Source organism: Facklamia lactis (assembly GCF_015863205.1).
Classification (GTDB): Bacteria; Bacillota; Bacilli; order Lactobacillales; family Aerococcaceae; genus Facklamia; species Facklamia lactis.
Window position 1 is genome coordinate 610396 of record NZ_JACBXQ010000001.1, and the last position, 12985, is coordinate 623380.

A 12985-nucleotide genomic window follows, 5' to 3' on the forward strand; every position below is an offset into this window, starting at 1 on the left:
GACTCCCTATTCATATTTTGCGAGAGCAAAAGTCACTCCCTCATTGGCATAACGTTCGCTCATAATATTTCCATTCGTTTCATGATATGCAGATGCTTGAGCCACACTGGCCACTCCGACTGCCTTCTTGACGAAATCTGATCCTTCAAATAAAGGTTCATAAGCTAGCAATTCCTCTTTACTAAAGGTCTCAAAGTTAACTCCTATCCTTTTAGCTAAAGAAATAATCGCTAGTTCGTCTTTTTTTACATCAATACTTACGATTTTCTGGACACCCAAGGTATCTAAATTCATTTCTTTCATAAAAATTTGAAAATTGCGTTCCAAAACTTCAATGGAAGTATTTCTTCTACATCCGACCCCCACTACGAACTTTCTTGGTATGATTTGAACGTATTTCTGGTGGGGTGAAACATTTAAACAATATTTTTCAATAGCTAAGGGTTCATAACTAATGACGATTAAACCTTGATAATCTTGAGAATGATTTTGCCACTCGATCGCATCAAGTTCACAAAAGCATTGACTGTTCTCTGGTAAACTAATCCCTGCCTGATTCATCAAGGCAATTTTTTGATTGTCTGCAATCATTTGATTAAATTGACGTGTTTTTACTTTAAATTGCCGGTAATAGCCATTAATGCTCTTGGCTAAATCATCAAGCCCCATTCGCTTTCTAACATCAGTGGCGGTGGTAATCACTGCTTGACCCCCGATCGTCTCTGCAATCTCACGGCTCCACTGATTAGCATGTCCAATATGCCCACTTAATAGCGAAATAACGAATTCACCCTGATCATCCATCACAATAATAGCTGGATCGATCGTTTTATCTTGAATGAAGGGAGCAATGGCACGGACTGTAATCCCAGTTGCCATAATACTGATGATTAAATCACAAGACGCTTGCATCATTGTTTGAATCGTTTTAAAAGCACTCTCTTCAATCAGCATTTTTTCTTTGTCTAATAATTTCTGCTGCTTACTTTCCTTCACATAAGAAATCCCCTCAGGAAAAATAGTACTTTGAAGACGTTGAGCTAATGCTCGTCCTTCTGTTGTCAACGAAATAATGGCGACTTTAGGTGCTTTCACAGCTTCATATTTATGATAAATATTACGGACGATACTCATGTTTAAACTCGCTATCATAGAGCTTTGAATAGTAATAGGTTTCTCCGAGAAAATCCCCCACCATGATCAGGGCGGTTTTGGTAATATTAGCAGCTCTCACTTTCTCAGCAATATCCGCTAAAGTTCCTTTCACAATCTTTTCTTCTGGCCAAGTTGCTTTATAAATCACTACCACGGGCGTCTCATCGGAATAGCCACCCTCTTTTAATTCAGATACCACCGCATCAATACCTTGTATCGATAAGAAGATCACCATCGAGGTTTGATGTTGTGCTAATAATCTCAATGATTCTTTTTCTGGTACAGGCGTGCGTCCAGCCATTCGTGTAATAATTAAACTTTGTGACACTTCTGGAACGGTATATTCTGTCCCCACACTGGAAGCCGCTCCTAAGAAAGAACTCACTCCAGGAATCGCTTCAAATTCAATGTTCAATTTTTTTAACTCTTCAATTTGTTCACGAATCGAGCCATAGAGAGAAAAATCCCCTGTATGTAAGCGAACCACTGAATAATTTAAGTCTGTCCCTCGCTTCATTAATTCAAGAATCTCTTTTAAGTCCAAAGTGGCACTATTATGAAGTTTACAGCCTTCTTTACAATAATCTAATAAGTCCGTATTAATCAGTGATCCAGCATAAATAACCATATCGGCTTCTTTTAAAGCCTTATATCCTTTTAAAGTAATTAACTCAACATCTCCAGGCCCTGCTCCTACAAAAGTTACTTTACCTTTCATTGATCTCTTCCCTTCTTTGCGCTTAATATAATAGTTGGATTTTGTGGCTTAAAATAATGCCCTTTGCCTAATGACGTATAATCTGACACGGAAACTGAGATCATATCAATATCTGTCCAATCATTGTCATTTAAATAATCAAAGGCTTCTAAAGCGTTTTCAATCAAAATGAAATTCATCACTAAAGGTCTCTCTGCCTCTAACAGTTGATAAGACCAATCAATCATCTCATTTAAATTCCCACCCGTTCCACCTATAAATATTGCTTGAAACTTTCCTAACTCTTTATCCAAGGGGGCTTTTCCTTGGATAATTTCTATATTATTTAGATCAAAATGTTGGCAATTTCTTTGAATTAAATCAATGGCTAATTCCTTCATTTCAATGGCTACCACTTCTATTTCAGGATATAATTTTGCGGCTTGGAGACTAACACTTCCTGTCCCGGCCCCCACATCTAAAAATCTTTGCGCCTTATTTAATTCTAATTTGTCGATTGAAATTGAACGAATGCTTTCTTTAGTCATGGGGACTTTATCGCGTATAAACATCTCATCTTTCATCTTTTAGTATCACCACATTCATCTCATATTTTTGATTGGGAACTTCTTGAAGTTTATATTTCATCATTTTTTCATTGGGATAAGATAGATTTTCTCCAATGTACATCACCTTATTTACGGCTTGCCGTTCCAGTAAAGCCTGTGCAATCTGATAAGGCCCACAGCCCTCATCCGTGACCATCCCCACACAAGACTCTCTGGCTAATCGATCAAAATCAGGTTGTCGACCATGACTACTTGTCAGATAACAATCATTCATGGTCAAACCTAGGCGACTAAACAGATATTGAACCGATGATATTCCAGGATAAATTTGCACCAACTTCCTATCAAAATGCTGTAAAATAAACGTTCCAATGCCATAAAACATCGGGTCGCCAGAAGCTAACAATAAGATTTTTTGTTGTGACGCCAACGCTTCATTGATTAGTTTTAATAACTCCTTTAAGCGAGGTAAGGCGACTTTTTTATCTTCAAATTGAGGCTCTACTATTTCTAATTGTCTCTGGCTCCCAATAATAAGATCGACTTCTTGACAAAGCTCTTCAAGATTGGCCAACACAAACCTTGGACAGCCAGGTCCAATTCCGAATACATTAATCATTGCCATTCTTTTTCTAGCTCCTTTAAGGCCTTTGTACTTACCACTACATCATGCTTCGTTAAGAATGTGATGACTTCAACTTCAATATCAGGGGCTCTAAATTGGTATAACTTTAGTACCCTTTCTTTTATTTTATCGACAATTCTTTGATAGACTTGCGAATATCCCGCCTCTATCACCAACTGGGCCTGCTTTTCGGTCGTGAGTGCCTTTTCAACTTCTTGAAGTAATGCTAAAGGAGCTCCTAATAGCGCTAGATTCGCAATCATTATTTCATTTCGAGCATCTGCATCTTTACTGTGTGTTGAGAAAATACCGCCGGCAATTTTTATAAACTTACCTAAATGTCCCACCAATAATACTTTCTCAAATTGTAACCGCATCGCTTCAAGTAACACATAACCCACAAAATTACTCATCTGAACCATATATTTCTCGTTAAGTTTCGTACGCTCAAGAATAAAATCTTCACCATAATTTCCGGGCGTTAAAATAATTTGTTTGAAGCCTAATTTCTGTTTCTGCTCCATTTCAATGGAGATCGCTTGTTTCCAACCTTCTTCTGACATCGGTGTTACAATGCCCGAAGTCCCTAAAATAGAAATCCCGCCCATAATACCCAGTCGTGGATTCATGGTTCCAAGGGCCACGTCTTCACCGCCAGGAGCTGAAATAATAATCTCAACCCCTTGACCCTCACTTAATAATTGTTTAACTTCTGCTTCAATCATTTTTCGTGGTGTTGGATTAATGGCGGCTTCTCCGACCGCAACGGCTAACCCCTCTTCGGTTACTCTTCCGACTCCTTCGCCACCGTCAATCTTGACTTTTCCATCTTCTCGCCAACGAACGGTTGAATAAATATGAAGTCCATGAGTCGCATCCGCATCATCTCCGCCATCCTTAATGACAGAGCACGAAGCTTCTTGAGCATTAAATTGAGCATGATGAATTGGAATGACCAATTCGACACCTGCTGGCGGAATCAGCTTAACTTGGTCAACCGCTTTTTGATAAAGAAGCATCTTAACAGCTGCGATGGTGGCGGCTGTTGCGCAAGATCCTGTGGTATAACCTTTCCTTAACTTTTTGCCATTATATGATACAAATTCTTCCATCGCGCCTCCCTCCCTAATGCTGGTGTATGATTCCTTTAATATTGTATTGAATCGCATTGACAATAGCTGCAGCTACATTACTTCCACCTTTACGTCCTAGAGCAGCGATACTTGGAATTTCAGATTCATGTAAGGCTTTTTTAGATTCTGCAGCACCCACAAAGCCCACTGGCACCCCAATAACCGCTTCGATTTCAAATTTTCCTGCTTCAACACTTTCCAGGATTTGATAAATCGCTGTCGGCGCATTGCCAATCACATACACTTTTGGACCTTCCAATTGACTTGCTAGCTGAATGGCAGCCATGGAGCGTGTGATCCCCTTCTCTTTCGAAATCTTAAATGCACGCTCATCATTCACAAAACAATGATAGTGACAACCATATTGATCCAATATTTTTTTGTTGATACCGGCTAAAGCCATATTGGTATCGGTTATAATATGCCCCCCTTGTTTGATCACCTCTTGTATTAGTATTTCTGCCTTCCCGGTAAACACTAAATTCTTTAAATAATCAAAATCAGCTGACGTATGAATGGCTCTTTTAATAATGTCTTCTTGCAGAGGCGTTTGAAATTGAAAAGTTGGGTCCAACTCCTTAATTTCATCACTAATAATCTCAAAACTTTTATCCGTTATCTGGTGTGGAACTTTAATATATTGATCCATACAATCCTCCTAAAATGTCAATCACTGCCCTCATGTCAATCCAAGTGCAAAAGCAACCTATAAGATACGTCCTGCACGTCGAACTACTACTTGACTTACTTCTTTACTAAAGCCTCCAATCGTGGGGATGATCTTTATCACATAATGCCTCCTCCTAATTGAATGCCTAAAGCACCCACAACATCTGCTAATCCCAGAACTTTCAAATACTTCCCTGTTCAAACATTTCACTGAAAAATAGGTATCCATCAAGTAAAAGTGCAGAACGTTCATTAGCTTTTTTTCTCTTTCATATTCTTAATGAAGCAATCAATTAATTGTGGATCTTGATAGAAATGAACATGTAAGTAACTCGCGAACATTGATTGTGAGGCAAAGCCTGATGGCCATTGCTGAATGACTTGTCCTTCTCTTTCTTTTACTGAATAACCCGCATAGGCTTGACTACTTTCAAATTCAGAATGATGAAATTCATGTCCCCTGATTAGCCAATCCTTCTTCCCAATCACAATATTTGTCTGGGGTGTAAAGCTACAATAACCAAAACGCTTCAATCGAGAAGTCATATAACTTTTGCCGGGAATGACTCCCACCATTGAGAATTCATCACCTTCTTGATTCTCATAATATTCTCCTAAGTACATCAGTCCCCCACATTCTGCAAAAATAGGAATATCTTGCTCGAAGGCTAAGCAAATCTCTTGCCTCATGGTCTTGTTAATGGATAGCTGATCGGCAAAAAGCTCAGGAAAACCTCCACCAAAATAATAGGCATCCGCTTTGGGTAATTTTGAATCAAACAGTGGACTGAAAGAGATCAACTTTATACCATTTCTTTCAAATAAACTTAAGTTATCAGGATAATAAAACGAAAAAGCTGAATCTAAAGCATAAGCTAAGGTCAAATTCTGACCTCTGTCGCTCTTTTCAAAAGGAGCTAAGTGATGATGAACATAGTCATCAATAGAAGCTTCATCCATCGTCATACTTTCTGAAAGATCTAATAAACTATCTAAATCAATCGTTTGTTCAATTTCAATCGCTAATCTATCTAATCGTTCATCTAGATCGAATAATTCAGATTCTGGCACTAAACCAAGATGCCTAGAAGGAAGCTCAAGGTTAACGTTTTTCTTTAGATAACCTAAAACTTTAATCGCATTATATTTTTCAATACTTTCTTTTATTAATTGATAATGACTTTCTGAAGCCACACGATTCACAATGACGCCTGCAATGTTAATAGCTGGATCCAATGCTAGAAAGCCTTTGACCACAGCCGCTGCACTCGTCGAAGTCGCCTTTCCATCGATTACCAAGACGACTGGCACATTGAGCTTATAGGCCATTCCCGCACTTGAACCGTAACGTTTATCCACGCCAAACCCATCATACAAGCCCATGACCCCTTCAATGACACTAATATCCTTTCCCTGTAAAGCTCTCAAATATAAGGAACGCAATACATCATCATCAGTGATTAAGAATTCATCCAAGTTAATAGACGGTTGCTGACAGACTCTCCGGTGAAAGCCTGTATCGATATAATCTGGTCCTACTTTATATGGTTGTACGGATAACCCTCTGTTTTTAAGCGCTTTCATTATTCCGAGCGTTAGAATGGTCTTCCCTACTCCACTGGAAACCCCAGCGATCATTATTTGTTTCATAAATCCCCCTTTTAGAGAAATAAAAATCCGGATGAAGCATAGAGAGAATCTATGCTCCAACCGGAGACAGAATCTTTCTCTATACATCGTAGAGATAAAGACAATTAATAAGTGCTCTGGCTTAACAAGTTTCCTTGTATCACAGTGGCGAGACCGCGGGAGAATTTCACTCCACTTCCCTATTTTTCTATTAAGTTCATTTTAACGTTTTTTTATAGAAAAAGAAAATTTTAATTTGATTAAATTTTATTTAATCAATGAACCAATCGCTAGATTCTTTTAATTCAAACCCTTGCCTTCTATCGTGGTAAAAATTTTCTTTTTGATTGGTTAATCGAGTATGGTTTCTATTGACAACTCTTATCTTTAATAAAAAGTTTATCCAACAATTTACCTAACAAATACTAAAGCCATTCTTGGATGAGTTCGAGAAGATCGAAGAAATGTATACGGATCTTTTAATCCAAAAAAAGTTTCTTCTCTTATTCATAAAAATCAAAGAAAAATTAATACTCTCAAATAAATACCATTATTGCGCCAGAATATTTCCAACAAAAATGGTTAGGATTAAAACAATAAAAATTTAAAATTTATCATTTGAATATCAATCCATATAATAAGAGTAATAGCTATAAAAATGAACCGTTTACATTAGAAGTTAATTTAATTATAATATTGATAAGTGAAAATAATTAAATGTAATACTTCTCCCCCAATTTTTATGTACAAGAAGAAACAATAGATTGGAGATTTTAAAAGGATAGGTAAAATGGATAAAAATAAAATGGATAGATTAATAAAAAAATTAAGTTATGTCATATTTCTTTTAACAAGTATATTTATTGTATGCTTTTTATCAATATGGATTATGAATATTTCTGCGCCCAGTTTATTATTTCAAATACTTTTAATGATAGCAATATTCTGTTTGATTCTTCAGTTAATTACATGGGGTATAGTAGTCTACTTATCAATACAATATAAAAAAATTTATAAAAACAATAAATATCACCATCATATTTTATCCTTTATTATGATTGTAATTTTTGGAATATTGTATTTGTTAAAACTGATCTCTTAAACGTAATAGTTAAGCAAATGAAATTTACATATACTTAGTACCTAATGAAAGGTAGGCCTATTTTGTTATAGAATAGGTCCTATCTTTCATTTTTTATTACAAAAAGTATCAATCAAAGCAGAACTCTTAGCGATATCGTTATAAAAATGACGGCTATCCAAAAGATTTACCCTATTTCAAAGGATTACTAAAAATAATTGTTCATTCATATTATTAGAGAAAAAGAAAAATTTATTTAATCAATGAACCAATCGCGTGATTCTTTGATGGCTAGCTGTAATCCTTTTGGAATTCTTAAACGATTTAATAATACGCTTGAACTTAAGATTCTATGCTTTTCTTCTGTGGATAACAGGTTTCCTTGTAAACTAAAAATATATGACCTCACTTGAACTGGAATTAATCCAAGATTATAAACAAATTTTTTATCCCAGTTTGATTTTATTCTTCCTGAGATCAAGTAAGGTAACTTCTATCAATGAAAAACCCCCTAACAAGTAACGTTAGGGGGTAAAAAGTTAACAAATCCTTATTTTAAATTGAAGTCATATCCCTCATAAGTCAAGGTCTTTTCATCTTTCCGTCCCAGACTTAATAAGGTTTCTTCAAAAAGTTTAATATCCAATGAGTCCTCTTTTTCAGTTTTTTCAGCTTGGGAAATCATAAACACCAACTGTCCCATGCCATCGACTTCTGTATAAATTCCGGGGGTCGCTTCTTGGAGTTGAGAGATGACCGCATAAACACTTGAGTCCTCTTCTAGCTCAATGTCTGCGCTGACTGTACCGTAGTCAAGCCCTAAATCCTTAGATACTTGACCGACATTTTCGGTTTCAGGGTTTGGCATTCCAACCGTCGTCTCTATAAATTTAGAGAGGAATAAAATTGTTTCATGGGCTTGATCAGATTCCCCATTGATCGTGAGATATATTTGATCATTCTGGAACACAATTTGGCTAATCGGACTCTTCTCATCACTCGCTTGATAAATCTCAGAATCATTTGCCCTCACACTTGGCCCCATTCCAAGAACAAACAAGAACATCACCACCATTAACCTGCGAAGTAAAGAAGCAATTTTTTTCATTTTAACAACCCTTTCTCTTTTTGAATGAAATAACCTTCTAATTTGAAACAAATTTTTATAATTAAATTTTAGCATATTTTAATTTTAAATTAAACCTATCATTAGATTCTCATCAATCTTTCGTTTCCAGACCAAGAAGCAAATTCGCAGAACCTTTTTCAAAGTAAAAAACGCTTAACATTACCTGCTAAGCGCTTGAAAGTAAAGATCCAACACACTCTCTACTAACCTCTTAAAATTCTCTTTGAGTATAATACTTTTTGGAAAGTTTAAATGATATTCCTAAACTAATCAACCAGAATGCCACTACTATGACCATCAAAAGTATTTTCTTATCTGCTAGATACCCAACAAAGGATACCATTTCTTTCTGATAGAGATTTGAAACCAGCATGATAATCGCAATTAATAAGAAAGGAATCATGGCTAATTGTTTCCCTTTTGTATACCCATACTTAAAATATAAAGGATACTGGATAAAGATAACCAAGGTAGAAAGAATAAAGGTGGAGGGAATGATGACAAGTAAACTTTCCAATAAGTGTTCTTGCGGATAAAAGATTGAAATGAAAAACAAGAGTAAGGCACCTACTAAGAGCATTGTTAATACAAACAGAATACCCACCCCATATCTTCCCTTTACGACTTCATCTGCTTTAATGCCAAACATCTTATAGAGAGGATCGATTCCCGATTCTTCCCCAACTAGAAAAGGATAAGAAGCAAACATAATCGAAAAGATTTGAGTCATACTCGCGACAAAAAGTATATTTTGTGAGAGCACGGAATAAAGAATACTCAAGCCTACTAAAAGAACTAAATTTTTTATGGTTAGATAGGGCTTGATTGATAGAATATCTAACTTCATCACTTTCTGTATCGTCATTATTGTTCCCTCCCATATAAAATCATGATCTGATCTAGCGTCACCTGGTCTTCAATAAATCCCTCTGGAATAGTATTGAAATCGGCTTTCTTTACCAATAGTTCCTCACTGTATTTGTTTTCTTTTCTTCCTAAAATAAGAGAGGAATCAATGGTCTCTATTTGTGCTTTGTCCGTTTTTAAGATCATGAAATAATCCATAAACTCCTCTTTAGGAAGAGATAGCACTGTTTTTCCGTTATCAATAAATAAGATGTAGTCGGCAATATCTTCAAGATCTTGAGTGATATGTGAAGAGAAAAGAACCGTATTCTGGTCATCTTCCATATAGTCAAGAATGATTTCCTTAAATTCCTCTCGCATACTAGGATCGAGACCGCTGGTAGGTTCATCAAAAATCAGGAGATTCGCTTCATGCGCCAGGGCAATTGCCAACATCACTTTAATTTTCATCCCTCGCGATAAGGCTTTTACTTTTAAGTGTCTATTAATCTTAAACCGATCTAAATAGGAAAAGAACAAGGCCTCATCCCAATGATTATAACCAATCTTCATCGCTTCATTCACATGTTCCATTGTCCAATCTTTAGCCAAAAAGGAATCATCCATAATAATGCCAATGTCTTGCAAATCATAGGCACTCTTTCCATCAATGCTGATTGTTCCTTCATACTTTATTAAACCTAACATGGCCTTAATGGTCGTCGTTTTTCCCATCCCATTTCTACCAATGAATCCTGTCACGTAGCCTTGTGGAATTTCAAATGACACCTCATCAAGTTTAAATGTTTCATATGATTTATTTAAATGAGCCACTTCCATTTTATTCACGTTGATCTTCCCCTCTATATAAATAATCCACTAATTCTTTAAATTCTTCTTCAGAAAGTTCGATGGCCTTGGAGATAAGCACCGCTTCTAAAAGGTGAGCTTCTATTTTTTTTAACTTTTCCTCACGATGCAGACTTGAATTATGACTGGAAACAAAGGTTCCTAGTCCCTGCCTGCTGACGATAAAGCCTTCTTTTTCCAATCCATCATAAGCTTTTTTGACAGTTAAAATGCTGACTTTAAGATCCTTGGAAAGTTCTCTGACCGATGGCAATTGTTCATCTTCATGTAAAATACCAGTCATAATATTTTCTTTTATAGCATTTTTTATTTGCTCATATAACGGGATACTCGAGCCATTCATTAAGATTATTTTCATAGGCATCTCCTTTATGTATAACAGTACATAACACCACATAACAGTTGTCAATGTTTATAAAATAAATTAAACGAAATCTTCTACAACCTTGTTCTACGAAAGCAAAGTATTACTACTAATAAGAAATAACATTCTAAACTTAATGTTCTTTTTATTTAATAAAATACAAAATAACGATCCACCCAAGACTTGTATCTTGGATAGATCGCTATTCAAAGACTGTTAAAGCACTTTATCAAAGTTTACTTATTCATTCGACGTTCTCCAACAAGAACTGTTCCCGCTAATATTAAAGTCCCGGCTAATAAGGTGATATAAACCGATTTTTTCTCCCCGGTGGTCGGCAAGTTACCTTTACCAGTCGGTTTGCTTGGGCTACCACCTACTGGTTTAGAAGGACTTCCACCTGGTGAAGAAGGACTTCCTGGGTTGCTTGGTTTTCCTGGTTGTCCCGGGCTTCCCGGAGTGCCAGGATTACCTGGATTAGTTATGGTTGTCGTTGTCTCTTCAGAAGTTTCAGTCGTCTCAGTCGTTTCCTCTTCGGTTGTTTCTCCAGAAGTTTCAGTCGTCTCAGTCGTTTCCTCTTCTGTTGTCTCTTCAGAAGTTTCGGTTGTCACAGTCGTTTCTTCTTCGGTTTCTTCTTCGGTTGTTTCTTCAGAAGTTTCTGTCGTCTCTTCAGTTGATGTGACTGGCTCTAAAGGCGTATTTTCCACTTCCACCACTACTGTTTGAGATGCTCCTTCAATGATTTCAAATGGATATGTTTGTTCCGTATCGAATTCATATCCCTTTGGAGCTTCAATTTCTTGGAAATAATACTTCCCAAGATCAAGGCCAGTAAGGACGATTTGTCCGCTCTGATCTGTGATATGCTCTTCAGAAACAAAGCTAATAGTAAGCACAGGACTAACCTCATTACTTTCTCCGAGAAGTTGTTCACCCTCTTCCGCAGTCATCTCAAGCGTGGTCAATACCTCTTCAGAAACAGAGTTCTTTTGCTCTTCCAGAGTATTGAGTTCTGCCTTCGCTTGTGCTATTCGTTCTTCTAAAGCTTGTCTTTCAGCTGTTACAGCATCAATTTCTTCCTGATTAACAACCGTCGGCTCTGTTGTAATCGTTTCGATTGATGTTTCAGCAGGAATTACTTCACCTAATTCATTCGTCGATTCAGGTAAAATCTCATGAAGAATCGTTTCTTCGACTGGCTCTGAGTATTGAACATCTGGAATTGTCAAAGTCGAAAGCTCTGTTTCTAACTCTTGTATCTCAGTTTGCTTCGCTTGAATTTGTGCCTCTAATTCGGAATTGTCAACTGAAGAAACAGTCGTTTCTTCTTGAGTAGTTGTTGTCTCCTCCGCCACACTTTCGATACTCACAATAAAGCCGTTTTGATCATCAGCAAGTCGATACAATAACTGATACCCCTCTATTTCTGGAAGATCTAGTTGGTAATCGCCAGCCTGGGTGACTTCAACTTTATTTACGATATTACTTTGAATCGCAACAGTTTGGCCTTGTCCACCACCTGTCAGAGTAACATCCAGATTTGAAGCACTTTGATCTTTTGTCTTATCTTCCAAGTAAATTGAAAGAATCGCCGATTCTTGAATTAAGCTGAATTTAGCATCAGATAACGCTGTTTTTGTTTCTGAATCTACTTTGTTTAAAGTCACATCCCCTTTTGGTGCTGGAGGATCTACCACTTCCGTTGTTTCTGTTGTTTCTGTGGTCTCGGTAGACTCTTCTGACGTTTCAGTCGTTTCTTCAGTTGATTCCTCAGTCGATTCCTCGGTTGATTCCTCAGTTGTTTCTGTTGGTGTGCCTGGCACTTCATCGTCATCGTCATCCGTTGGCGGATCCAATGGTGGCGTTGACTCATCTCCATCATCTGGCGGTGTTCCAGTTGTCGTCGCTGTATTGTAAATCTTACCAGCTGCCACATCCGCTGCAGTGACAGTGTATTCGGCACGACCCGTTGTAGATTCTCCTGGAGCTAAGTCTGTCTTATCTAAGACAATCTCAATTCCTAAGTCATTCAACATTGGGTCAGTTACTTTCACATCGCTTAAGGCAACGTTACCTGTATTGGTAACCGTAAAGACATAATGAATCACGTCGCCTTCTTTGACAAAGGCATCTTCATCGGATTCCTTCACGAGCTCAATGGCTGGAGTTGGTGTACCTGGCACTTCATCGTCATCGTCATCCGTTGGCGGATCCAATG

At 37.2% G+C, this 12985-nt stretch carries 12 protein-coding genes and 1 riboswitch; all 12 genes read right to left on the reverse strand.

The genetic code is table 11. From position 1 onward, the window contains the following. Window positions 1–6: 6 nt before the first annotated feature. Window positions 7–1134 (reverse strand): cobalt-precorrin 5A hydrolase, encoded by a 1128-nt coding sequence (locus HZY91_RS02830; RefSeq protein WP_197114493.1) that lies wholly within the window; start codon window positions 1132–1134, stop codon window positions 7–9. Beyond that, window positions 1118–1873 carry a cobalt-precorrin-4 methyltransferase gene (locus tag HZY91_RS02835; RefSeq protein ID WP_197114495.1) on the reverse strand — a complete coding sequence of 252 codons (756 nt, stop codon included), beginning with the start codon at window positions 1871–1873 and terminating at the stop codon, window positions 1118–1120. Before HZY91_RS02835 ends, HZY91_RS02830 begins: the two co-directional genes overlap by 17 nt. Further along, window positions 1870–2436: a decarboxylating cobalt-precorrin-6B (C(15))-methyltransferase gene (locus HZY91_RS02840; protein WP_197114497.1), complete on the reverse strand. Its 567-nt coding sequence runs from the start codon at window positions 2434–2436 to the stop codon at window positions 1870–1872. The genes HZY91_RS02835 and HZY91_RS02840 overlap by 4 nt, the downstream gene beginning before the upstream one ends. Continuing rightward, entirely contained in the window at window positions 2426–3046 is a 621-nt protein-coding gene (gene cbiE / locus HZY91_RS02845; RefSeq protein WP_197114499.1) for a precorrin-6y C5,15-methyltransferase (decarboxylating) subunit CbiE, read from the reverse strand. Before cbiE ends, HZY91_RS02840 begins: the two co-directional genes overlap by 11 nt. Continuing rightward, window positions 3037–4158 carry a cobalt-precorrin-5B (C(1))-methyltransferase CbiD gene (gene cbiD / locus HZY91_RS02850; protein WP_197114501.1) on the reverse strand — a complete coding sequence of 374 codons (1122 nt, stop codon included), beginning with the start codon at window positions 4156–4158 and terminating at the stop codon, window positions 3037–3039. The genes cbiE and cbiD overlap by 10 nt, the downstream gene beginning before the upstream one ends. Before the next feature lie 13 nt (window positions 4159–4171). Next, window positions 4172–4828, reverse strand: coding sequence for a cobalt-precorrin-8 methylmutase (locus tag HZY91_RS02855; protein WP_197114503.1), 657 nt, complete (start codon window positions 4826–4828; stop codon window positions 4172–4174). A 272-nt stretch (window positions 4829–5100) separates the two neighbouring features. Then, window positions 5101–6498 carry a cobyrinic acid a,c-diamide synthase CobB gene (locus HZY91_RS02860; protein ID WP_197114505.1) on the reverse strand — a complete coding sequence of 466 codons (1398 nt, stop codon included), beginning with the start codon at window positions 6496–6498 and terminating at the stop codon, window positions 5101–5103. 66 nt (window positions 6499–6564) lie between these two features. Continuing rightward, window positions 6565–6695, reverse strand: a riboswitch (adenosylcobalamin (AdoCbl) riboswitch). Window positions 6696–8108: 1413 nt separating this feature from the next. Continuing rightward, a complete protein-coding gene (locus tag HZY91_RS02865; protein ID WP_197114508.1) occupies window positions 8109–8666 on the reverse strand; it encodes a hypothetical protein in 558 nt (185 codons plus the stop codon). A gap of 232 nt (window positions 8667–8898) precedes the next feature. Then, the gene (locus HZY91_RS02870; protein ID WP_197114510.1) at window positions 8899–9552 is read right to left on the reverse strand and encodes an ABC-2 transporter permease; all 654 of its coding nucleotides are present in this window, start codon (window positions 9550–9552) and stop codon (window positions 8899–8901) included. After that, entirely contained in the window at window positions 9552–10373 is an 822-nt protein-coding gene (locus HZY91_RS02875; RefSeq protein ID WP_235991586.1) for an ABC transporter ATP-binding protein, read from the reverse strand. The genes HZY91_RS02870 and HZY91_RS02875 overlap by 1 nt, the downstream gene beginning before the upstream one ends. A gap of 1 nt (window position 10374) precedes the next feature. Continuing rightward, window positions 10375–10761 carry a GntR family transcriptional regulator gene (locus HZY91_RS02880; RefSeq protein ID WP_197114515.1) on the reverse strand — a complete coding sequence of 129 codons (387 nt, stop codon included), beginning with the start codon at window positions 10759–10761 and terminating at the stop codon, window positions 10375–10377. A gap of 242 nt (window positions 10762–11003) precedes the next feature. After that, a partial coding sequence (locus HZY91_RS02885; protein ID WP_197114517.1) for a CLIPPER-2 domain-containing protein occupies window positions 11004–12985 on the reverse strand: 1982 nt, incomplete at its 5' end.

Excerpts from the sequence above, each read along its gene's own strand:
- HZY91_RS02855 (WP_197114503.1), bottom strand. The coding sequence starts at position 4,828 with ATGGATCAATATATTAAAGTTCCACACCAGATAACGGATAAAAGTTTT.
- cbiD (WP_197114501.1), bottom strand. The coding sequence starts at position 4,158 with ATGGAAGAATTTGTATCATATAATGGCAAAAAGTTAAGGAAAGGTTAT.
- HZY91_RS02865 (WP_197114508.1), bottom strand. The coding sequence starts at position 8,666 with ATGAAAAAAATTGCTTCTTTACTTCGCAGGTTAATGGTGGTGATGTTC.
- HZY91_RS02830 (WP_197114493.1), bottom strand. The coding sequence starts at position 1,134 with ATGAGTATCGTCCGTAATATTTATCATAAATATGAAGCTGTGAAAGCA.
- HZY91_RS02875 (WP_235991586.1), bottom strand. The coding sequence starts at position 10,373 with ATGGAAGTGGCTCATTTAAATAAATCATATGAAACATTTAAACTTGAT.
- HZY91_RS02880 (WP_197114515.1), bottom strand. The coding sequence starts at position 10,761 with ATGAAAATAATCTTAATGAATGGCTCGAGTATCCCGTTATATGAGCAA.
- HZY91_RS02860 (WP_197114505.1), bottom strand. The coding sequence starts at position 6,498 with ATGAAACAAATAATGATCGCTGGGGTTTCCAGTGGAGTAGGGAAGACC.
- HZY91_RS02840 (WP_197114497.1), bottom strand. The coding sequence starts at position 2,436 with ATGAAAGATGAGATGTTTATACGCGATAAAGTCCCCATGACTAAAGAA.
- HZY91_RS02835 (WP_197114495.1), bottom strand. The coding sequence starts at position 1,873 with ATGAAAGGTAAAGTAACTTTTGTAGGAGCAGGGCCTGGAGATGTTGAG.
- HZY91_RS02870 (WP_197114510.1), bottom strand. The coding sequence starts at position 9,552 with ATGACGATACAGAAAGTGATGAAGTTAGATATTCTATCAATCAAGCCC.
- cbiE (WP_197114499.1), bottom strand. The coding sequence starts at position 3,046 with ATGGCAATGATTAATGTATTCGGAATTGGACCTGGCTGTCCAAGGTTT.